Annotated in this window: 19 protein-coding genes and 1 tRNA gene; 8 read left to right on the top strand and 12 right to left on the bottom strand. The window is 54.4% G+C overall.

Annotated elements, in window-relative coordinates:
- Positions 1-53: 53 nt before the first annotated feature.
- Complete coding sequence (locus AUQ43_RS02550; RefSeq protein WP_114129944.1) at positions 54-668, top strand: LysE family translocator; 615 nt, start codon at positions 54-56, stop codon at positions 666-668.
- A 334-nt stretch (positions 669-1002) separates the two neighbouring features.
- On the opposite strand, the gene AUQ43_RS02545 is transcribed toward AUQ43_RS02550, so the two are convergent.
- Together AUQ43_RS02545 and AUQ43_RS02540 are read right to left on the bottom strand one after the other, a co-directional pair.
- A complete protein-coding gene (locus AUQ43_RS02545; RefSeq protein ID WP_062954068.1) occupies positions 1003-1644 on the bottom strand; it encodes a hypothetical protein in 642 nt (213 codons plus the stop codon).
- Positions 1645-1677: 33 nt separating this feature from the next.
- On the bottom strand, positions 1678-5646 hold the full coding sequence (locus AUQ43_RS02540; protein WP_062954067.1) for a PAS domain-containing hybrid sensor histidine kinase/response regulator: 3969 nt from the start codon (positions 5644-5646) through the stop codon (positions 1678-1680).
- Positions 5647-5807: 161 nt separating this feature from the next.
- On the opposite strand from AUQ43_RS02540, the gene AUQ43_RS02535 reads away from it, so the two are divergent.
- Positions 5808-6200, top strand: coding sequence for a hypothetical protein (locus AUQ43_RS02535; protein WP_062954066.1), 393 nt, complete (start codon positions 5808-5810; stop codon positions 6198-6200).
- A 69-nt stretch (positions 6201-6269) separates the two neighbouring features.
- Here the strand turns inward: AUQ43_RS02535 and AUQ43_RS02530 are convergent, their stop codons facing one another.
- Entirely contained in the window at positions 6270-6767 is a 498-nt protein-coding gene (locus tag AUQ43_RS02530) for a helix-turn-helix domain-containing protein (RefSeq protein WP_062954065.1), read from the bottom strand.
- A 106-nt stretch (positions 6768-6873) separates the two neighbouring features.
- Here AUQ43_RS02530 and AUQ43_RS20410 point away from each other — a divergent pair, with 106 nt between their 5' ends.
- Positions 6874-7191, top strand: coding sequence for a glutathione S-transferase family protein (locus AUQ43_RS20410; RefSeq protein ID WP_198157137.1), 318 nt, complete (start codon positions 6874-6876; stop codon positions 7189-7191).
- Positions 7192-7209: 18 nt separating this feature from the next.
- Positions 7210-7539, top strand: coding sequence for a glutathione S-transferase family protein (locus tag AUQ43_RS20405; RefSeq protein WP_198157136.1), 330 nt, complete (start codon positions 7210-7212; stop codon positions 7537-7539).
- An 89-nt stretch (positions 7540-7628) separates the two neighbouring features.
- On the opposite strand, the gene AUQ43_RS02520 is transcribed toward AUQ43_RS20405, so the two are convergent.
- The 3 genes from AUQ43_RS02520 to AUQ43_RS02510 all read right to left on the bottom strand — a co-directional run bounded on the left by AUQ43_RS02520 (position 7629) and on the right by AUQ43_RS02510 (position 10748).
- Positions 7629-8729, bottom strand: coding sequence for a TRAP transporter substrate-binding protein (locus tag AUQ43_RS02520; protein ID WP_062954064.1), 1101 nt, complete (start codon positions 8727-8729; stop codon positions 7629-7631).
- A 259-nt stretch (positions 8730-8988) separates the two neighbouring features.
- Positions 8989-10080: a TRAP transporter substrate-binding protein gene (locus tag AUQ43_RS02515; protein WP_062954063.1), complete on the bottom strand. Its 1092-nt coding sequence runs from the start codon at positions 10078-10080 to the stop codon at positions 8989-8991.
- Positions 10081-10247: 167 nt separating this feature from the next.
- Positions 10248-10748 (bottom strand): hypothetical protein, encoded by a 501-nt coding sequence (locus tag AUQ43_RS02510; protein WP_062954062.1) that lies wholly within the window; start codon positions 10746-10748, stop codon positions 10248-10250.
- Positions 10749-10993: 245 nt separating this feature from the next.
- On the opposite strand from AUQ43_RS02510, the gene AUQ43_RS02505 reads away from it, so the two are divergent.
- Positions 10994-12316 (top strand): globin-coupled sensor protein, encoded by a 1323-nt coding sequence (locus AUQ43_RS02505; protein WP_062954078.1) that lies wholly within the window; start codon positions 10994-10996, stop codon positions 12314-12316.
- A gap of 27 nt (positions 12317-12343) precedes the next feature.
- Here the strand turns inward: AUQ43_RS02505 and AUQ43_RS02500 are convergent, their stop codons facing one another.
- Positions 12344-13216, bottom strand: coding sequence for a helix-turn-helix transcriptional regulator (locus AUQ43_RS02500; RefSeq protein ID WP_232310559.1), 873 nt, complete (start codon positions 13214-13216; stop codon positions 12344-12346).
- A 331-nt stretch (positions 13217-13547) separates the two neighbouring features.
- On the opposite strand from AUQ43_RS02500, the gene AUQ43_RS02495 reads away from it, so the two are divergent.
- The 3 genes from AUQ43_RS02495 (at position 13548) to AUQ43_RS02485 (ending at position 17149) form a co-directional block, all read left to right on the top strand.
- Complete coding sequence (locus AUQ43_RS02495) at positions 13548-15566, top strand: TonB-dependent receptor domain-containing protein (RefSeq protein WP_062954076.1); 2019 nt, start codon at positions 13548-13550, stop codon at positions 15564-15566.
- 106 nt (positions 15567-15672) lie between these two features.
- Entirely contained in the window at positions 15673-16818 is a 1146-nt protein-coding gene (locus tag AUQ43_RS02490; RefSeq protein ID WP_062954061.1) for an ABC transporter substrate-binding protein, read from the top strand.
- A 31-nt stretch (positions 16819-16849) separates the two neighbouring features.
- The gene (locus tag AUQ43_RS02485) at positions 16850-17149 is read left to right on the top strand and encodes a DUF2218 domain-containing protein (protein WP_062954060.1); all 300 of its coding nucleotides are present in this window, start codon (positions 16850-16852) and stop codon (positions 17147-17149) included.
- Positions 17150-17203: 54 nt separating this feature from the next.
- Here AUQ43_RS02485 and AUQ43_RS02480 read toward each other — a convergent pair whose 3' ends face one another.
- The 5 genes from AUQ43_RS02480 to AUQ43_RS02460 form a co-directional block, all read right to left on the bottom strand.
- Complete coding sequence (locus AUQ43_RS02480; protein WP_062954059.1) at positions 17204-18223, bottom strand: energy transducer TonB; 1020 nt, start codon at positions 18221-18223, stop codon at positions 17204-17206.
- A gap of 1 nt (position 18224) precedes the next feature.
- A complete protein-coding gene (locus tag AUQ43_RS02475) occupies positions 18225-18632 on the bottom strand; it encodes a biopolymer transporter ExbD (RefSeq protein WP_062954058.1) in 408 nt (135 codons plus the stop codon).
- Complete coding sequence (locus tag AUQ43_RS02470; RefSeq protein WP_062954057.1) at positions 18629-19018, bottom strand: biopolymer transporter ExbD; 390 nt, start codon at positions 19016-19018, stop codon at positions 18629-18631. Before AUQ43_RS02470 ends, AUQ43_RS02475 begins: the two co-directional genes overlap by 4 nt.
- A gap of 23 nt (positions 19019-19041) precedes the next feature.
- Positions 19042-19917, bottom strand: coding sequence for a MotA/TolQ/ExbB proton channel family protein (locus AUQ43_RS02465; protein ID WP_062954056.1), 876 nt, complete (start codon positions 19915-19917; stop codon positions 19042-19044).
- Between the two features lie 266 nt (positions 19918-20183).
- A tRNA-Lys gene (locus AUQ43_RS02460) sits at positions 20184-20259 on the bottom strand.
- Between the last annotated feature and the right edge of the window lie 6 nt (positions 20260-20265).

Here is a 20265-nt window from a genome sequence, read left to right as displayed (position 1 = left end):
TCTGCTGTCCATCCGTAGATTGAGGGCAACAACATTCAACGAACGGACACACCATGATCAGCCTCGATTTCCTGATAACCTCGCTTATCATCGTCACCCTGCCCGGCACCGGCGTGATCTATACCTTGGCACTTGGCCTTGGTCGCGGCATGAAGGCCAGCATCTGGGCGGCCTTTGGCTGCACGCTTGGCATCGTCCCACACATGACCGCCAGCATCCTTGGTCTCGCCGCCCTGCTTCATGCCAGCGCGGTCGCCTTTGAAATCGTGCGTTATCTTGGGGTGGCGTGGTTGCTTTATATGGCCTGGGGCATGTGGTTTGGGACGGGTGCGATGAAGGTCACCGCCAATGAAAGCACCACAGGCGTGCTTAAAATCATCCGCGACGGGATACTGCTCAACCTGCTCAACCCGAAGCTCTCGGTCTTCTTTCTCGCCTTCCTGCCGCAGTTCGTCAGCCCCAACACCCCCGACACGACGCTTGAGATGACCCTGCTCGGCCTGATCTTCATGGCGATGACGTTTGCGGTGTTTGTGATTTATGGATGCTTTGCAGGTGCGCTTCGCTGCCACATCATCGAACGCCCCAAGGTCATGACTTGGATCGGCAAAAGCTTTGCTGGCGCATTTATCCTGATGGGTGCGAAATTAGCGTTATCAAACTCGTAGATGTGCAAGTTGATAGTAATCACTACAAATGCTACAAAATTTACCCATGATTGAATTAAGCACACAATAAGATATCTATAGATTTCTTGCCACAGTAGCTCACCCACTCTGGTAATGCAAACTAAGCACAAATCTCGTTTTCACTAGCAACTCAAAATAATAGCCGAGGAGGTTCAAATGGGAAAAACCGACAACAGCGCACCGTTAAAAGAATCTGTAATGCCTAGCACCACAGAACGGAGTGTGCATCCTAGTGGAGGTGGCGGTTCTCAAAGTTCAACTCAGCCTACTGGTTCAGGCAACAATAAAACGGATTCAGGTGGTTCTAAGTAAGTTAGCCTTGTTTGTTTTTTGGCTTATAAGACCGTCGCAAGTCCACCTCCGCGATCTCATCTTTGGGGATGTAGGTTATCCTCACTCCATTATCATCTCTCAGCTTGTTTACCTCGCGTCGGTCTTGCCCGTTTCGAGTTATGTGGGTTACATAAAGCCCAATAGAGCCGTCGGCACCTAAAACACAAGGACCATTAGGGTCATTATTAAACGGTTCTAACGGCCAACACTCCAGCTCTGTTCCATCTTTCTTGGTTACATTTATTTGAGTGTAAACCAAGCCTCGCTTCTGGATAATTGTATTCCAAGCTGTTGCTAATCCATCTTCATCACTTACCCCTGCCCAACGCCAGAATGACAGCCATTTATCTCTAAGAAATTTACGCCAAGCTACTGCCACTAGCAGAGGAATAACTACAGCACCGACACCCACTATTGTATCTCGAAATACACATGTCTCTGCAACGAGCTGCTCAAGAGTTTGAATTGCGACTAAACCAACTCCCCCGAAGCACAAAATAATGCTAACGGAATCAATTGCCTTATGGTCTGACCTCATTCCAGCGTATGCGAGAACGTAGGATAAGTATCCCCCAACAATGACTACTTGTGTTTGCCAAGACAGTTCTATCAGTTCCTGCATATTTCCATTCCGTTGCTCTCAAATACAAGACTCCTACTCCGCCGCATCACTCCCCAGCCGGTTGAGCGCACGTGTCATCAGGGCGCGCAGTTTGGCCGGGCGGAGCGGTTTGTTGAGGAGCGAGAACCCTTGATCGGCGATCAGGTCGGCGGTATCAGCTGAGCGGTCGGCAGTGATGATGACGCCGGGCACGTTAACGCCGTGAACATCGCGAAGCCGGATCAGGACATCAAGGCCGGTCTGGCCGGAATCAAGATGGTAATCGGCAAGGATGATGTCCGGCGAGAACGGTTGTTTGCCGTCAATTTCTTGGGTCAGCAGGTTTTCGGCAGCCGTACCGGATTGGGCCGTCACCACGACACAATCCCAGTTTTCCAGCATGGCGCGCATGCCATCAAGGATCGCCGGTTCGTTATCCAGACACAGCACCCGCAAACCGCCCAACTCGCCCGCCATGCGGCGTTTGGGCTTGGGTGTGGCGGCGGTATCGGCAACACCCAGTGGCACTTCGACCGAGAAGACCGTGCCGCGACCGGGGCGTGAACGCACCGAAACCGGATGGCCAAGCGATTTGCCAAGGCGGTCGACGATGGCAAGACCAAGGCCAAGCCCCTTCACATCTGTTGTTTCCGGTCCTTCGAGGCGATGGAATTCGCGGAAGATGATTTTCAGTTTGTCTTCGGGGATGCCCGGCCCGCTATCCCAGACTTCGAGTTTGAGCGTGTCACCACGCACGCGGCAGCCGACGACCGCCCCGCCGGTGCGGGTATAGCGCATGGCGTTGGAAATGAAGTTCTGCAAGATACGCCGCAGCAGACGACTGTCACTGCGCACCCACAGATCACGCTTGTAAACCTTGAAACTCAGCCCCGCATTTTCGGCAATCGGACCGAATTCGGTTTCAAGCGCGCCCAGCACATCATTGATCGCAAAGTCACGCACGGTCGGCTGCATCGCGCCGGCATCAAGCTTGCAGATATCAAGAAGCTCGTTGAGGAGTTCTTCAACCCCCTTGAGCGACAGATCCACCTTGCCGACCAGATCAAGCACGTCATCGGCCAGCCCCTGCTTGCCACCAAGGGCGACTGTAAACAGGCGCGCGGCATTCAGTGGCTGAAGCAGGTCGTGGCTGGCGGCGGCAAAGAAGCGGGTTTTGGTATCATTCGCCGTTTCGGCCTGTTCCTTGGCGTCCGAAAGTTCGGAGTTGAGCACCTCAAGCGCGTGCGTTCGTTCGGTCACGCGGGCTTCAAGGCCTTCGTTGGCTTCTTTGAGCGCCTGTTCGGCGGTCTTGCGTTCGGTAATATCGTGATAGATGCAGAAATAGCCCAGCACTTCGCCGGTTTCATCAAAGTGCGGGATATAGGTGCCTTCGGCATAGCGGCCTTCGCGCACGCCCAGGGTGGCGCGTTCATCATTGCGGTTGCGCGTGATGGCGGGGAATTCGATCTCGAAACTTTGGCGATAGCCCTGCAAAACAAGATCGATCATCGGGGCGAGATGGACATAGCGTTCCTCGCCCACCGCTTCACGGACCGACATGCCGTGTGCCTCGACCCGGCGCAGACCAAACATCCGTTCATACGGGCGGTTGGTAAAGCGCAGGCGCTGGTTCTTATCGGCGTACGCAATCATCACCGGTATATTATCGGTATAGATCCGGATGTTGCGTTCGCTGTCCCGAAGGGCTTCTTCGGTGCGCACACGTGCGGTGATATCGGCAATGGTCGCGACAAAGCCGCCATCGGGCATCGGGTTGGTGCGAACCTCAAGCACCATGCCATCAGCACGCTTGCGCTCATAGGTGTGGGGCAAACGGCGCATCTGTGGCGCGGCATTGCGGCCCAGCAGCACATCAATATCCACCGCCCGGTTGCCGTTATCGCGGCAGATATGGACAAGCTCGGACAGTGGCAATGTCACCTGAATGTCGCTGGTCGAAATGCCAAGCAGATCAATGAAACGGTGGTTCCATGTCGCAAGCCGAAGGTTCTGGTCAAACACCCCCACCCCTTGCGAGATGTTTTCAAGCGTATTGAGCAAAAGATCGCGGTTGAACTTGATGGCCTCGGACGCCTCATCAAGCAGTTCCATTGCATCGCGACGCGAAACGGCCTTGTCGGGCAGAAGCAGCGCCATCACCACGCGCGATGATGCGGCCCCGACGGCACCAGACAGCAAATGCTCGGTAAAGTTCGCGGCATCAACATCGGCAATATCAGACCGCTTTGTCGTCCCTTCGCGCGCTTGCAGGTAATTGCGAAAGGCGCGCTGTGCCCAGTGTTTCCCCAAAAAGCGTGCGGCCAAATCTTCGAGGTCGCCCAGCGTCACCCGACCCGGCCAGGTATCGTTACGTGCCTTGGTATCCTTGCGCCAGACATCAACAAAGACCTGTGCCTGACGACGTTGGGTCACCCCTTGCACACCAACGGCAGAGCCGACAAACATCAAAACGAAGTTCACACCAAGCGACCAGACAACACCGTGTGTCAGATGGTCTTCAATACCGACACCCAAAAGGGCCTGCGGGTTCAGGATACCAATGCCAAAGGGCCCGTCTGTCAGGATCGAGGATGGCAACAACCCGCCCTGCACAAAGGCCGGGATCAACAGGGTATAGGCCCAAAGCACAAAGCCTGACATCAGGCCAAGCCGCACCCCCGTCCGGTTGATGTTTTTAAGATAGATCGCCGCCAGAACCGCCGGGCCGAACTGCGCCATGGCGGCAAAGGACAGCATCCCGATATCGGCCAGCGCATAGTTTTCTGCAAGGAAGCGATAAAAGCCATAGGCAAGGAACAAAAGCCCGATCACGGCCGCGCGGCGGATTTTCAAAAGCACCTGACTGACATCGCCGGACATGCGTTTCTGAAGACGTTCGGAGCGCAGCAAAAGCGGCATGACCAGATCGTTACAGACCATGGTCGACACTGCGACACAGGACACAATCACCATGCCGGTACTGGCCGATAGCCCGCCGATAAAGGCGACCACCGCCAGCCAGTTCTGCCCGCCCAGCAACGGCAGTGTCAGAACAAAGGTATCGGGATTGACCGTCGGGTCATCGCCAAACATGTAAAGACCGGCAATCGCAATCGGCACAACAAAGATATTGATCGCAATCAGATAGGCCGGGAACAGCCAGCGCGCGCTGGTCAGGTTGCGGCTGTCATCATTTTCGACAAAGGTGACATGGAATTGGCGAGGCAGACAGAAAATGGCAAAACCCGCCAGCATGGTGGCGATAAAGAAGTTCGACGTCATCCATGTATCGGGGATGAACATTTGCCGGATGTCGGGATCGGCCAGTGCACGTCTGTTGATATCAACAAACCCGTCAAACATGCCGTAAACGACAAAGAAGCCCACCATCAAAAGGGCGGCGAGCTTGATCAGGCTTTCGAATGCCACCGCCAGAATAAGGCCGTCATGGTGTTCGGACGCATGGATATAGCGCACACCAAACAGGATTGAGAAAACAGCCATCAAAATGGTGACGTAAAAGGCCGTATCCTTGGAAAAGTGGCCTTCGGAATGGCGCACGACCTGTTCGCCCAGATCGCCAATCAGCACATCAAAGGACATCGAAACCGCTTTGAGCTGCAGCGAAATATAGGCCAGAACGCCAACCACCGCGATCAGCGCAACAAGGGCTGCCAGACTTTGGCTTTTGCCATAGCGCGAACCAAGGAAATCGGCAATCGAGGTGATGTTTTGCTTGTGACAGACACGCGCGATCTTGGTCATGATGCCAAAACCGACAACCATCACCACAATCGGGCCGATATAGATTGGCAAGAACGCCCAGCCGCCTGTCGCCGCCGACCCGACAGAACCAAAGAACGTCCAGCTTGTGCAATAAACCGCCAATGACAGGGCATAGACCGTTGGCTTCAGCCGGGATGCGCGCCATTTATCGGCATATTTGTCGCCATAATGGGCAATGGCAAACAGCAACCCGATATAGGTCATGGCAACAATAAATATCAGTCCGCCCTGAATCATCCGCGCGTAGCCCTGTGTGTCGTTCTGTAACCGGTTTTCAATCCGGCCGCCAAATCAGGCGGTTAGGATAAACTCTGATCGGGGACTATACCACGGCGGCGTTATTGTCTAAAACGGCGCAAATCGATTTGAGACCAAAGATCAAGGAAAGCGTGGGCAAGATGGCTTCTGATTATGGCTTTTACGCTGGCATCCTGCGGTTTGTTGCCAAGAAAACCGAGACCGAAGATCCGGAAATCCGCATCATGATGGGCCATCTGGCCGGGATTTCCGATGCGATCGAACAAAGCGGCCGCTTCATGGTCGAACGCAACAATTGCGAAAGTGCCGCACGCGCCTTTGCCGGTGTTGCCAAATTCCTGCAGGAACGCATCCTGCCCGAGGCCCTGAATGCCGGGAACGAGGGTGCGGTCGAACAACTTAAATGGACGATTGAAACATCCCTGGTTCTGGCCGCCGAACTGGTCAAACGTGCCGCGAATGAAGAGCTTAAAGATCAGGACAGGTTCACCTTTGACCTGCCCGCCGCCCCGAATGCGCCAACGGTGCATTGACCGGGTGGCAAAGAACAATTTTAAGACGTTTGACAAGGGGGCTGCGGCCCCCTTTTCTTTTGCCCGGTCTCAGGTCGATGCGGCTTCCTCGGCGACCACACGCTGGTAGGCTGCCTGAAGTTCTTCAAGAACTGATTTGTCAGGCGCAGGCGCGCCAAGGTGGATATGGCGCAATTCATCCATAAAACCTTGCCACATGGCTGGTCCGCCCTCTTCAAGCAATTGAGCGCGAATGGACAGCTCCTTTGAAACCGGCATATAGCGCCGCCCCCACGCCCCCATTTGCACCAATAGCGGAACCAAAGCGATTGCAGGTTCTGTCAGACTGTAAATAGATTTCTGTGAATGGCTTGGATCGGACGACTTTGACAAAAGCCCCTCCGCCACAAGACGCTTGAGCCTTGCCGAGAGAATATTTGAAGCAATGCCTTCCTCGGAATCGCCCAGCAATTCGCGAAAATGGCGGCGATTGCCAAACATCACATCGCGAATAACGATCAGGCTCCAACGGTCGCCCAGAATTTCAAGTGTCAGATTAATCGGGCAACCCGAGCGGTGCTGATCCATTTTTTGCCTTCCTGCTTTGCACTGGTTGCAAAATAGGATCGGTTTTGATAGAAGACAACCAGTTGCATTATGCAATCAGTTATATCCACCACCGTGCGAGGCGAAAATGTCGATCACATTCTATGGCCATCACTTCTCGTCATATTGTCAGAAAGCGCTGATAGCGTTTTATGAGCACGAGCTGGATTTCACATTCCGCGAAATTGATTTTCAGAATGAAGAGATCATGCAGGAACTCGGCGCCCTTTGGCCGATCAAGAAGATGCCGGTGATCGTCGATCAGGGGCGATCAGTGATCGAAAGCAGCATCATCGTCGAGTATGTCGATGAGAAGTATCACGGTGATAGTCGTCTGGTCCCGCAGGATGCCGATAGTGCGCTTGATACCCGTTTCATGGACCGATTTTTCGACAATTATGTCTAAACCCCGCAGATCAAGTTTGTGATTGATGCCATGCGATCGACCAACGACAAAGATCCATATGGTGTCACCAAAGCGCGGGCCATGCTCGACACGTCCTATGCTTGGCTTGATGAGAGGATGAAGGATCGTCTATGGGCAATTGGCGATGAATTTACGCTCGCCGATTGCGCGGCAGGTCCACACCTGTTTTACGCGCACTGGTGCCACCCGATTGATAAAAGCCATCAACATCTTCATGCCTACCGCAATCGTCTGATGGCACGCCCGTCCTTTGCGCGTTGTATCGATGATGGCCGGCCCTTCCGTTCGTTCTTTCCGTTGGACGTTCCGCATATGGATTTGGACTAGTACCTGTTTAGTACAGATACCCGAAACACCAAAGGCCGGCCCCCGAAGGAGCCGGCCTTTTAAGTCCAGTCGCCTGACGGCTGGAATGCTTAGTAAGTGCCGTTGGCAAAGACATTGGCGCGCTGGTTCAGCGCGGTTGCCTCGAACTCCTTGCCGTACGGGGCGGCTTTCTTGGCAAAGTCCATCAGCGACGCATAGATGCGGCCGTTAAGGTCACTCTTGCCTGCGATTTCTTCAACCGCTTCCTTGGCTGCACCGGCAAAGGCATTGATCAGGTCATCATTGAAGTGACGGATCTCGGTACCTTTATCAAGGATCGCCTGATAGGACTGGACGTTGTTGAACGTGAAGTCCGACAGGGTCTGGTCGACATTGGCCTGTGCGGCAACGGCAACGATTTCCTGCAAGTCTTCGGGCAGTTCGGCGAACTTGTCCTTGTTGATGAAGACCTCAATGCCAGAGCCCGGCTCTGCAAATGCCGGCGTGTAGTAGTATTTGGCAACAGATGCGAGACCAAAGGCATAGTCGTTCCACGGACCAACCCACTCGGCCGCGTCAATTGCGCCGGACTGCAAGCTAGGTAGAATGTCTGCGGCCGGCAGAAGCGACGGGGTCGCCCCCAGACGACGCATGGCTTCGCCACCGATCCCGGCATAACGGACTTTCAGGCCCTGCAGGTCATCAACGGAATTGATTTCCTTGTTGAACCAGCCACCGGCCTGAAGCCCGGTGTTACCTGCCAGGAAAGGCTTGACGTTGAACTGTGCATAAAGCTCGTCCCACAGTGCCTGACCACCGCCAAAACGCAGCCAGCCGGACAGTTCCCACGCCATCAGACCAAACGGAATGGTGGTAAAGAACGAAACAGCCGGGTCCTTGCCAAACCAGTAATACGGGGTGGCATGCGCCAGATCGGCAACGCCCTGCTCGACCGCATCCATGCATTCAAGGGCCGGAACAAGTTCACCTGCACCATAAACGGTGATGTTCAGGCGACCACCCGACATCTTGTTGACACGCTCGGCAAACAGTTCCCCGTTCGCACCAAGGCCCGGCGTCCCTTTCGGCCAGGGCATAACCATGCGCCAGTTGATGGTTTCATCGGCTTTGACGATGGCCGGTGCGGCAGCGGTGGCGGCAAATGCACCTGCGGCAACGCCTGCACCGCCCAGAAACGCGCGACGTTTCATTGTGGGGCTCCCAATATTGGTAAAATTTTGCGTAAAACGTTCACGAAGATAATTTCGTAACCTTGATAGGCTCCAAAGTTACGTTTTTTGCCGTTCGCAACAATTCATGTTTGCGGGATGCTGCATCGCACTCGGCGCATGACATCGACATTTTATCAACAAATCTTCAACCATAAGCTCAAAAAAAACAGGGGCTGTCCAAATGACAGCCCCTGAATGGGTTCGAACCTTTCGGCTCAAGCGTATTTATAGACCGGACTTAGTAGCCCCAGACCTTTGCGCGATGCATAAGGCCAGTGGCCTCGAACTCCTTGCCATAGCGCGCCGCTTTCTTGACGAGATCAAGGTAGCTGGTCGCAATCCGGCCCGCGAGATCGTTCTGGCCTGCGATTTCATCAACTGCGGCCTTGGAATGTTCGGCCAGCGCCATGATGACTTCATCGGGGAACTGACGGACTTCAACACCCTTGTCGATCAGTGGCTGATATGACTGGATGTTGTTGAAGGTAAAGTCGGCCAGGGTGTTTTCGGCAATCGCCTGTGCAGCAAAGCGAATGATCGCCTGCAGATCCGGCGTGAGCGCGTCAAACTTGTCTTTGCCAACAAAGATTTCAAGGCCCGGGCCCGGTTCATGGAAGGCCGGGGTGTAGTAGTATTTGGCAACCTGATACAGGCCAAACGCCATATCATTCCACGGACCAACCCACTCGGCCGCATCAATCGCGCCCGACTGCATCGCCGGCAGGATTTCGCCCGGGGGGATCATGGTGGCGTTGGCACCGGCACGGCGCATGGCTTCGCCGCCAAGACCGGCATAGCGCATTTTCAGGCCCTGCAGATCATCAAGGGAATTGATTTCCTTGTTGAACCAGCCACCGGCCTGCATGCCCGAGTTACCGGCATAGAACGGCACGACATTAAATTCGGCGTATGCTTCTTCCCACAGCTTCTGGCCATCGCCAAAGCGGATCCAGCTTGAAAGCTCCCATGCGGTCAGACCGAAGGGAATGGTCGAGAAGAAGTTGAGTGCCGGATTTTTACCCTGCCAGTAATAAGGAGTTCCGTGGGCCATTTCGACCACGCCCTGTTCGACCGCATCCATGCATTCGAACGGCGGAACCAGTTCGCCCGCACCATAAATGGTGATGTTCAGGCGACCACCCGACATCTCTTTGACCATGCTGGCGAATTTCTCGGCATTGGTGCCAAGGCCCGGCGTACCTTTTGGCCATGGCATCACCATACGCCAATTCAGCGTTTCCTGCGCAGATACAACAGCCGGCGCTGCAACCGAAGCAGCAACCGCACCTGCACCCAGTCCGGCCCCTTTAAGGAACTGACGACGCTTCATTTCGATCCCCCTGGATTATTCTATTTTGGTGGTTTTTTGCGTAACCACCAGCCTACGGAGGGGGATTTTGGCCAAAACAGCTGTTGTTTTCCACTATTTTTGCCGAAATCAGGAAATATTTTTTCATTACGCTACGGAAAGCTGGCGTTTGCCCGATGCCGGAGTTTTCACGATCCAAGGTAACGATTGTAATCCGCGACAAACTGTTCAACCGTACCGGCCCCCTGTGGCGTGTTGTAATATTGCTTCCAATAGGCCGCCAGTCCGTTAACGTCATTTGGATCGGATGGCATTGCCGCCGGTGCGCGATAATAGCGGATGCGACACAATGCTGTGGCAAAGGCCAGATTGGTCGCCAATTGGGCGTCCTTGTCAGGGGTCCCATCGGGGTTTGCCGGCTGTGCTGCCAGAAAACCATCGACCTTGGCTTTCAGATCCGCCCGGTAATCGAGATAGTTTTCATAACAATCATGCAGTGTTGCCGGTTCCATCTGGAAAATGCCCAGAGCCGGGCCACCACCAACCTGCGCGATGTAATCCCCCAGATGACTTTCATGGGCAGCGGTTCCCATGATCAGGTTCTCAGCAACATCTGGTGCTGACAGTCCCAGCTCTGCGAGAACCGGTTTGACGACAAGCGTACGGAGCTGCGTGGCATTGATTGGCATAGAAGCCTCCATTTAGCCAAAGGTATAAACAGCTCTATGACGCGACAGATCAGGAAATGAGAAATTTTTTCTCTACTTTCTCCTTATGCGTGTGTTTCGATGCATTATTATCTAGTTCTATGTGAAATAAATCACATAAACCTAAGCTTTCGTACAGTTCAACTAAACCCTCTCGCCCCAACCTAAAGTTAATCAGGTCATTTTGAATATTCGAAATGCTTGCCGGTTTTGAGGGGGTACAGAAAGTGACACATCCTGAACTAAAACGACGTCTCGACTTCATTGGGCTTGATGAAACCAAAATCAAACAGCTCAAGCGTGCGTGGCCTGCTATCGAAAAAAACCTTCCGGTCATGCTTGAAGAATTCTATCGACGTGTGATGAGTGACGCAGGTTTGGCCAAGATTATTGGCGATCCATCCAATATTGAGCGCCTCAAGAATGCCCAAAGGAAACACTGGGCGAAGCTGTTTGAGGGGGACTTCGATCAATCGTTTTATGATGATGTCCGGCGGATCGGCAAAGCCCATGAACGGATCGGCCTGACCCCGGAATCATATGTTTCGGCCTATAACTTCATGCTCGGTGAAATCACCGCTGTTCTCTGCAAGAACTTCGCCCGTGATTCGCAGCTTCCAACCATATTGATCGCCAGTACCAATGCATTGCTGGTCGATGTCGAAATGGCCATTACGGTCTATTACGAAGAAACCCAGACAACCTACTTCAACAAACTTCAGGACATGTCAGACGAGTTTGAAAAAACCATCGGAACGGTTGTTTCCGCTGTTTCAAGCTCGGCACAGGATATGTCGCACGCCTCGGAAAGCCTTATCGCAAGCATGGGCGAAACCCAAGGCGAGGTTGAAAAGGCAAAAAATGCGGCAGAGCTATCAGCTGATAACGCGACGACTGTGGCGGGTGCCGCGGAAGAACTTGATAGTTCGATCCGCGAAATCTCAAGCCAGGTTTCACGCGCATCGACCATCTCCAACGATGTCGAAAACTCCGTTCAGCAGACATCAGAAACGATTGAGGCGCTGAACACCGCTGCCGAACAGATTGGCACTGTGGTTGAGCTCATCGACAAGATCGCCAGCCAGACCAATCTGCTTGCGCTAAACGCCACCATCGAGGCTGCCCGCGCGGGCGAAGCCGGCAAAGGCTTTGCCGTTGTCGCAAGTGAGGTCAAAAACCTTGCCAACCAGACAGCCAAGGCAACCGGCGATATCACAGACCAAATCAATAATGTACAGCAAAGCACGGTTGCCGCTGTTACAGCCATTCATGGCGTTGCTGGCCAAATCGGTAACATTGTTGAGGCGGTCACGGCGATTTCGGCTGCAGTCGAACAACAAGCTGCAGCAACCACCGAAATCAGCGGGAATATCAATGCCGTGTCATCGGCCAACCGCGACGTAAACAACAGCCTCGAGTCCGTCAATGACACAGCCGCCCGGACGAACTCGGTTGCCTCAAACGTTTCGGAAGTATCGCGGAAACTTAAACAGAACTCGGAACAACTCCGCTCCGATGTTGATGCCTTCATCACCAGACTAACATCGTAAAATGCTTCCGGTCCGGGGCGTTGCTGGCTAGCGATCGCGCGCCTCGGACGGTGTTATGCCAAACACGCGTTTAAACGCAGTTGCGAAATTGGCCGGACTTTTATATCCGGCGATCCACGCTGCCTGCGCAATGGTCAAACCATCCTTTTCCATCGCGTCACGTGCAGCAACAAGGCGACTTTCGCGGATGAAATCTTTGACAGTCATGCCGTAGGCATCCTTGAATATACGCTGCATGCTTGTCACGCTTATCCCAATGGCTGCGGCAATTATCGGCAGGGTTTGCGCGTCGGGATCGCTTGAGAGAATATAATCACGGATTTCCTGTGCGCGCTGATGGCGATCCAGAGCATCAGGCTCCGCGCTTTGAACATGCGTGGCGGCACCTTCTGTGCCGTTCTGAATAGCCGAAATCGCCTCGGCCAGAATTTCCAACCCCCGGCTTTCTTTATAAAGCTCGCGCACGATTGGATCCGTCGCATGCGGATAAATCAGCTGGTCAGCAAGGGCAAGCACCCTACGTGATGGCTTCCAGCTGCGCACAGATATGCCGTTTTTGAAAAACCCGGTTATTTTTTGATAACGCTCCGGCGACTTGCCAAGTAGCTGCCCCACCACCCAGTCATACCGCGCCGAAATCATCACCTTGCTCAGTTCACTGCCCTTGTGAATAAAGCGCCGAACCGAGGACGGCTTGGGCACAGCCCAGATGAAACCGACCGGATGGTCGCGCGCATCAAGATCTATGGGCACACCGTCAAACTCCGCCTGAAGACGGCCTTTCAGAATAATCGCGACCTTGACGGCTGCCTTCACCTCATACTTGGCGATGGCGTCCTTCATATCGACCGTATCCGACGTGTGAATATTCAAAAAGGACGGCGAGTTGCTGAAAGACATACGTCCACTCATCAAGGAGCCACTATCGGTCGTTGAACCCTCAGTCGCCTTGATCCGGGTGCCCAGTTCTTCCAATTGTCGGCTGGTAATAGAGTCACGCCGCGTTATCTGTCGGTGCACTGTTACCCCCCACAAACCTCTCCTGTGTTTTGAATTCACAAAGCATCCCCGAACATATGTAAACGACCAAATAGGGCCGTTGCGCAAACATGCTGGCGATTTCGCAAACATGTCCGGCGATTTGGCAAACATCATTCCTGTTGCGCTCCCGCCTGCGAAAATAATATTCACAATCATTCGCATTTGCAATTATATTTCTCAGGGAATGAACATGCCTCAGTTACCCGCGCAAATCTCAACACTCCGGATCAGCGCCCTTTTGCGTACGACCATCCTTGCTGGTCTTGCCCTGCCGGTTCTGCCGACAGTCACCCATGCCCAGGATGCAAACACCGATGAAACCGAAACCGTGACCCCGACAGTAGAAGTCACGGCATCGGCCAGTTCGGCGCAAAGCCTTCCGGGTGGGGTTTCGATTGGTCAGGGAGAGCTGGACCGTAAAAATCCGCAGACCATCAAAGATGTATTTTCATCTGATGCATCTGTGGAAGTTGGCGGGCCGACCGCCATTGTCCAGAAGGTCTATGTTCAGGGGATTGAGAACACCAAACTCAATGTTCAGATCGACGGCGCGCGCCAGGTGGATTCAAGCTTCCATCATATCGGCACGGCGATCATTGACCCGGCGATGCTCAAGTCGGTTGATGTGGAATCCGGTGTCGCCCCGGCAGACGCCGGTCCGCACGCGCTGGGCGGGTCGATGTCCTATGAAACCCGCGATGCCCGCGACGTTCTGGATGCAAATGAGACATTCGGCGGCTGGGGCAAGGTGCAGTACAACTCAAACACCAAGGGCTTTGCCGAATGGCTGACCGTTGCCGGTCAATCAGGTGGTTATGAGGCACTGGCGTATCTCAAGAACAGCAACCAGGGCAACTACAAGGACGGCGATGGCGACGAAGCCATTGGCACCGCAGATGGCAGCGAGAGCGGCTTGGGAAAGTTTGCCTTTACCGGTAATGACGGTGGCCGTTTCGAAGCCTTTGCGAGCCATCTGGAAGACGAAGGTGTCCGCCCTTCCCGACCGAACTTTGCGGTTCTTGCAAACGGTGCCTCGCCGCAATGGTTGTCCTATCGCGATACGTCGGTTGGCGTGAGTTATGTCGATGAAATGCCGAGCGGCAATCTTGCCCCGGAACTCAGCCTTGCCTATAGCCGCACGGTCCTGAACATTCCGGCACTTCAGGGCGGCCCGAATTTCTATCATGTCAAATCCGACATTCAGTCGATCAACGGCAAGGCCGCCAACAATTTCGAAGTTGATGATGGTGTGATCACGGCCGGCATTGATTTTTATCGCGATGAAGCAACCGGCTATCACAACCGTTCACCACGCAACGGGACGTATTCGGAAACATCCACCGATATTGGCGCGTTTTCACAAGCCCGCCTGTCGCTGACAGATCGGTGGCGTGTATCGTTTGGCGGTCGTGCTGATCAGCAGTGGTTTGACGCCCTGACTGGCGAAGATTTCTCTGAATTCGGCTTGAGCGGCAATGCAAATACCGAATTCGACGTGACCGATCAGGTTATGGTTTATGGTGGTGCCGGTACGACGTTTGGTGGTTTGCCGCTCGGTGAGTCTGCAATTTATAACTTCAGCGACAACTGGGATTATACCGGCTTTGCGCCGTCACGATCCTATAACACCAAGATCGGTTCGCGCGTGGTGCTTGATGACTGGACGCTGGACGGGAACCTTTTCTACAACCTGATTGATGAATCTCACGATCTGTCGAGTGCGACGCGTAATTCGACCGTCGATCTCGACACCCGGGGTGTCAATCTGTCCGCACAGTACAACTATGGTCCGGGCTTTGCGCGCCTGACCTACTCGCACACCACTGTGAAAACCGATGGTGGTGTGCCGCTAAGTACAGAGGCGTCCTATCAGGGTGTAATCATGGGCGACATCTTCAACTTTGATGCCGGGCATAGCTTTGATGAGTATGGCCTGCGTGTTGGTGGTAGCTCCGAGTTCGCGCTTTCCGATGACCGCCCGGAAGACAGCGGCAATGAAAAGCTTGATAGCTATGTCGTCGCCAACCTTTATGCCGAATGGGTTCCGGCAGTACTGAACGATGCCGTAACCCTGCGTGTGGATGCGCTGAACATCTTTGATCGCGACTATATCGACCGCGCGACGACCGGCTATGACAGCTCACGCATTAGCGAGCCGTTCCACGAACCGGGTCGTACCTTCTTGCTGTCGGCGAAAGTTGATTTCTAGGGCGTTCGCGCAGCAAAGACATCCAACCGAAATGGGTAGCACAGGGCGTGCTGCCCGTTTTGGCGTTTAAAGCACACTGCATGACAACCGATCAGGATTGCCTGACATGAAATTTCGAAACCTTCTGAGCCTTGCCGCAGCGAGCATGATGTGCGCGATGGGTGCATCTGCCGGTGAAACCGTGACACTGACCGATGTTTCGGGACGCGAAGTGACCGTTGAGGTCCCGGTCAAACACATGATACTTGGCGAGGGGCGTTTTCTGCCCTCTATCGGCATTCTGGACCCGAAAAACCCGGTACGCTGGATTGCCGGGATGATGGGCGAATTCAAATCGCTTGATCCGGCTTCTTTCGAACAGTATCGCAAAAAATTCCCCGAGATTGATGACATCCCGCTGGTGGGTCGCCGCAACGAAGAAACCTTCTCTGTCGAAAAGGCCGTCACGGTCGAACCCGATGTGGCAATTTTTGGTATGTCGGGTGGTCACGGACCGGGATCGACCAGCCATGAAGTCCTGTCTGTCATGGGCGCGGCAGACATTCCGGTCGTAATGATCGATTTCCGGGCCAAACCGTTTGAAAATACGCCCAAAAGCATCCGCCTTCTTGGCAAGCTGATGGGCAAGGAAGAACAGGCAGAAGCCTTTGTGAAATTCTATGAGGAAAACCTCTCGAAGGTCACCTCACGCACAGCGCAAATCACCAAGAAGCCAGGTGTCTTTCTGGAAAGCCGGGTTGGCCTTGCCGAGAATTGCTGTGAGGCCATGGGCAATGAGATGATTGGTAAATTCGTCACCCTTGCCGGTGGCGAGAACATCTTTGCTGACATCATTCCCGGCGTGATCAGTCAGGTCTCTGCCGAACAGGTGATCTATACCGATCCGGACATTTATATCACCACCGCCATCGGATCAGCCGGGCTGGATGCAGAGGCCAATTCAAGGCGTATTGTACTGGGTGCCAACACAAGTGCCGATCAGGGGCGCGCATCCCTGGCACACAGCATGGAACGCACCGGCCTGCCGCTTCTGAGTGCGGTGAAAAGCAAACAGGTCTATTCCGTGTGGCATCACGTTTATAACAATCCGATCAATGTCTTTGCCCTGCAGGCCATGGCAAAGTGGATGCATCCAGACATCTATGCTGACCTTGATCCCGATGCGGCCCTTGCGACCTTTTTCGAGCAGTTTCAGGCCGTCGACCTCAACGGTGTGTACTGGGTGGGCCTGAACGCCGCTTCATCGCAGTAATTCGCGCAAAAACAAACCGAGAGATCGTCAGATGTTCACCACAAAAGGATCGGTCAAGACCGATAAGGCTGCCAAGTATCTTGTGCAGCTCTGCAAGCATTTCGCCCACAAGGTTGATGTCGATTTGCGCGAAACCACAGGAGATGTCGCCTTTCCCATGGGGCTTTGCATCATCACCGCCAAAGACGATTGTCTGACCTTTACAGGCCAGTCACACACGGCTGAAGGCATTGAAAAGATGAAGGGCATCATCATCGTCCATCTGGACAAATTCGCATGGCGTGAAGCACCGCTGGAATATCACTGGCAAGATGATGAAATCCCGGACTAAGGGACGACAGGGAACACAAGAACCGCCAGCCTGGAAAAGCTGGCGGTTTCATTTTTACCGAAGCTGATAGTTCACCGGAACAGTCCAGATAACCTGCTCTTCGGTCATCTCGTCAGGGAATGGCGGGAATTTCCGCACACGTTCAATAAGGCGTTCGGTTTCCCGATCCAGAATGCTTGATCCGCTTGAACTGATCATGCTCGCCTCAAGCACGGTACCGTCGCGTGCAATGACAAGACGAATGCGGTTTTCCCCCTCGATCCGCCGGCGTTGGGCGCGTTCCGGATACTCGCGATAGCGCGCCAACATCTCCAGAACCGATGCCTGATAGTCAACCATCATTGCCTGACTTGCAGCACCACCGCCGCTCCCGGTTGAAGAGCTTGCCGCCTGATTTTGGCTGGTTTCACCCGTCGTGCCGTCCGACTTGACGGAGTTGGTGAGCCCGGAGGGCTGCGGCGTTGGCTGGGCGGCCTTTTCGACCGGCTCAGGCATTTTGACCGGTTCCGGCGTCACAGGCTGCTCGACAGGTGGTTTCGGCTTCCTGCGGACAGGCAGCACCTCTGCCAGTTGTTGTTCGACGACTGGCTCGGGCTCCGGTTCGACCACTTCTTCAACAACCGGTTCCGGCTCTGGCAGTTCCTCGACAATCTCGGGTTCGGGTTCCGGCTCTGGCTCTGGCTCTGGTATTGGCTCGGATTGTTCTTCAACGAATTCCGGCTCAGGCTCAGGCTCGGGCTCCGGGATCACTTCTGGTTCAGATTCAGGCTCAACCACTTTCTCGGGAACCGGTTCCGGCGCAACTTCCGGCTCAGGTTCCTGTTCTTGTTCAGGCTCGACGATTTCTTCGGGAACGTCGGCGGCAGTGCTATCGACCGCATTGGCACTTTCTGTATCGGTCTCGGCCTCGCCAGTCTCGGCCGTCCCTGCGCCAAGCGAAATGCTGATGCTCTGGACGGCCCCTGCCCCGCCCCAGCCGGATGGCTCCGGGTCGGGCATCGCAAGCACGATCCCGCCGGTCAGGACAAGGCCGGTCAAACCGGTTGCAATCAAAAGGTCAACACGCTTGGACATCCTATTCCTGTCCCGACTGCATGGCCGTCATCAACTGGACCTTTTCGATCCCAAGTTCCTGAAGGCGTGCCAGAAGGTGTACGACCCTGGCACCCTCAACTTCACGGTCTGCACGGATTTCAACCGGACGACCGATGTAATCGGCTGGCAACATTGACGACAGGCGATCAAGTCCGCCCGTCAGATCATCAATGCCAATTTCACCATTGCTACCAAACCACAGGACAATGGTGTCTTCGGGCTGGCCTTCGGCGGTCTGGCTGGCCGGTGGATCAACTTCGAACGGGCCCAGCTTTTGCAGGCTTCCGGCAATCATGAAAAAGATCAAAAGCAGAAAGACGATGTTGATCAAGGGCAACATCGGTTCCTGAACCGGGCCATCTTCAGCAATATGGATGCGGCGCTTCATTCAATGAACTCCACATCCGTGACACCACCCCGGCCCAGCGTATCCATAACCTCGACCAATCGTTGCAGACTGGCACCGTTCACCGGGCGCAGCCGCACTGGCGATCCTTCATGATCGCGCAAAAGCGTGGGCGCAAGATTGGACAGCGCAACAGCATCGCCATTGATCGACAGGCCACCATTGACATCAACCTCGACCGTGATCGGGCGGGTGTCGCTTTGACTGGTGGATCTGCCTTCAATGATGCTGACCGACATCTCGAAGCCCTTCCAGTCAAGGAAGCTTGAGGCCAGCATGAAAAAGATCAACAGGATAAAGACAACATCAATCAGCGGGGTCAGACCGATCATCGGCGATGTACCGCTGTTACGTTCGCGCAACTGCATGGGTCGACTTCCGGAGACGGTGTTTATTCGGCGGCGTGACGCAGTTCGGTAAGGTTCGATACGCGGCTGAGCGACTTCTGGGCCAGCTCACCGCGATTGACCACCAAGGTGCAGACATCTTCCATGGTCGCCGCTGCCCGGCCAATCACGCCCTGCATCCACATATGGAATGCGGTTGCCGGAATCGCGACGACAAGGCCAATAGCGGTCGTCAGAAGCGCAAGCCAGATACCACCAGACAGCACAGAGGGATCAATACGGCTGCCTGCCCCTTCCATACGCTGGAACGCCTCGATCATGCCCATAACCGTGCCCAGCAGCCCCAAAAGCGGGCTCAGCACGGCAATGGCGGACATGATGCGCAGACCACCATTGAGACCATCGATCTCTTTGCGCGCACGGGCGGCAATCAAATCAGATGCCGCTTCGCGATCCTGGGCCGAGTTGACCGGCAAGGTCATGCCAGACAGGCCGATGCGGGCCGCCGGATGACGACGACGCGCCAGAAGTTCGGCTGCCTTTGCCTCATTCCCGGATGACAGATGATTTTCGACATCCTTTACGAAGCCATCGGCAAACACACCACGACGCAAGAAACCGACAAGCTTGTAGAAGAACACCACAAGCCCGATCAGCGCCATCGCCGCCAGCACCCAACCGACCACACCGGCCCGGTCAACTTGTTCAATCACCGGAAGACTGGTGAAATCCCCCAAAAGACCATTGGACTGGGTTGTCGCTGTCGCATCAATGGCAAGTCCGGTATCGGGATCGACCATAACAGTGCCGTCCGCATTGAGCGTTCCGGTCGCAGCGGCACCATCTGCCTGTGCGCCGTCGGAAGAAAGCGGGGATTGCGCATCCACGGATGCTGCAGATGAATTTACTGGGTCAGACATGTAACTTTCCCGATCACAAAATTGATCATCACCAGACGTCCGGCTCTGGTGCGTTTGAAACTGATTTGCATTCTTTACAGCAAATAGAATTGCGATGCAATCGCAACAAAGTGACCACAACGTTTTTTGCCCTGATTTCCCGTTCGGGCATCAGCCATTGAGGCAAAACAAGCCATGTTGGGTATTGGTGATCTTTGCCGGGAAATGCGTGCCAAAGCCCGGACATGCAAAACCCCCGGAACTTCTGGGTTCCAGGGGCTTTGAATTGGTGAGCCCGACAGGATTCGAACCTGTGGCCAACTGATTAAAAGTCAGTTGCTCTACCAACTGAGCTACGGGCCCTCAACG

The organism is Thalassospira sp. MCCC 1A01148 (genome assembly GCF_001613795.1).
Lineage (GTDB): Bacteria > Pseudomonadota > Alphaproteobacteria > Rhodospirillales > Thalassospiraceae > Thalassospira.
This window is presented reverse-complemented; position numbering and strand designations above follow the sequence as displayed.

Bases quoted from the DNA above. Each gene is read 5' to 3' on its own strand.
- AUQ43_RS02465 (WP_062954056.1), bottom strand. From the start codon at position 19,917: ATGTCTGACCCAGTAAATTCATCTGCAGCATCCGTGGATGCGCAATCC.
- AUQ43_RS02490 (WP_062954061.1), top strand. From the start codon at position 15,673: ATGAAATTTCGAAACCTTCTGAGCCTTGCCGCAGCGAGCATGATGTGC.
- AUQ43_RS02520 (WP_062954064.1), bottom strand. From the start codon at position 8,729: ATGAAACGTCGCGCGTTTCTGGGCGGTGCAGGCGTTGCCGCAGGTGCA.
- AUQ43_RS02540 (WP_062954067.1), bottom strand. From the start codon at position 5,646: ATGATTCAGGGCGGACTGATATTTATTGTTGCCATGACCTATATCGGG.
- AUQ43_RS20410 (WP_198157137.1), top strand. From the start codon at position 6,874: ATGTCGATCACATTCTATGGCCATCACTTCTCGTCATATTGTCAGAAA.
- AUQ43_RS02510 (WP_062954062.1), bottom strand. From the start codon at position 10,748: ATGCCAATCAATGCCACGCAGCTCCGTACGCTTGTCGTCAAACCGGTT.
- AUQ43_RS02475 (WP_062954058.1), bottom strand. From the start codon at position 18,632: ATGAAGCGCCGCATCCATATTGCTGAAGATGGCCCGGTTCAGGAACCG.
- AUQ43_RS02495 (WP_062954076.1), top strand. From the start codon at position 13,548: ATGCCTCAGTTACCCGCGCAAATCTCAACACTCCGGATCAGCGCCCTT.
- AUQ43_RS02545 (WP_062954068.1), bottom strand. From the start codon at position 1,644: ATGCAGGAACTGATAGAACTGTCTTGGCAAACACAAGTAGTCATTGTT.
- AUQ43_RS02480 (WP_062954059.1), bottom strand. From the start codon at position 18,223: ATGTCCAAGCGTGTTGACCTTTTGATTGCAACCGGTTTGACCGGCCTT.
- AUQ43_RS02515 (WP_062954063.1), bottom strand. From the start codon at position 10,080: ATGAAGCGTCGTCAGTTCCTTAAAGGGGCCGGACTGGGTGCAGGTGCG.
- AUQ43_RS02500 (WP_232310559.1), bottom strand. From the start codon at position 13,216: ATGTCTTTCAGCAACTCGCCGTCCTTTTTGAATATTCACACGTCGGAT.
- AUQ43_RS02535 (WP_062954066.1), top strand. From the start codon at position 5,808: ATGGCTTCTGATTATGGCTTTTACGCTGGCATCCTGCGGTTTGTTGCC.
- AUQ43_RS02485 (WP_062954060.1), top strand. From the start codon at position 16,850: ATGTTCACCACAAAAGGATCGGTCAAGACCGATAAGGCTGCCAAGTAT.
- AUQ43_RS02470 (WP_062954057.1), bottom strand. From the start codon at position 19,018: ATGCAGTTGCGCGAACGTAACAGCGGTACATCGCCGATGATCGGTCTG.
- AUQ43_RS02530 (WP_062954065.1), bottom strand. From the start codon at position 6,767: ATGGATCAGCACCGCTCGGGTTGCCCGATTAATCTGACACTTGAAATT.
- AUQ43_RS02550 (WP_114129944.1), top strand. From the start codon at position 54: ATGATCAGCCTCGATTTCCTGATAACCTCGCTTATCATCGTCACCCTG.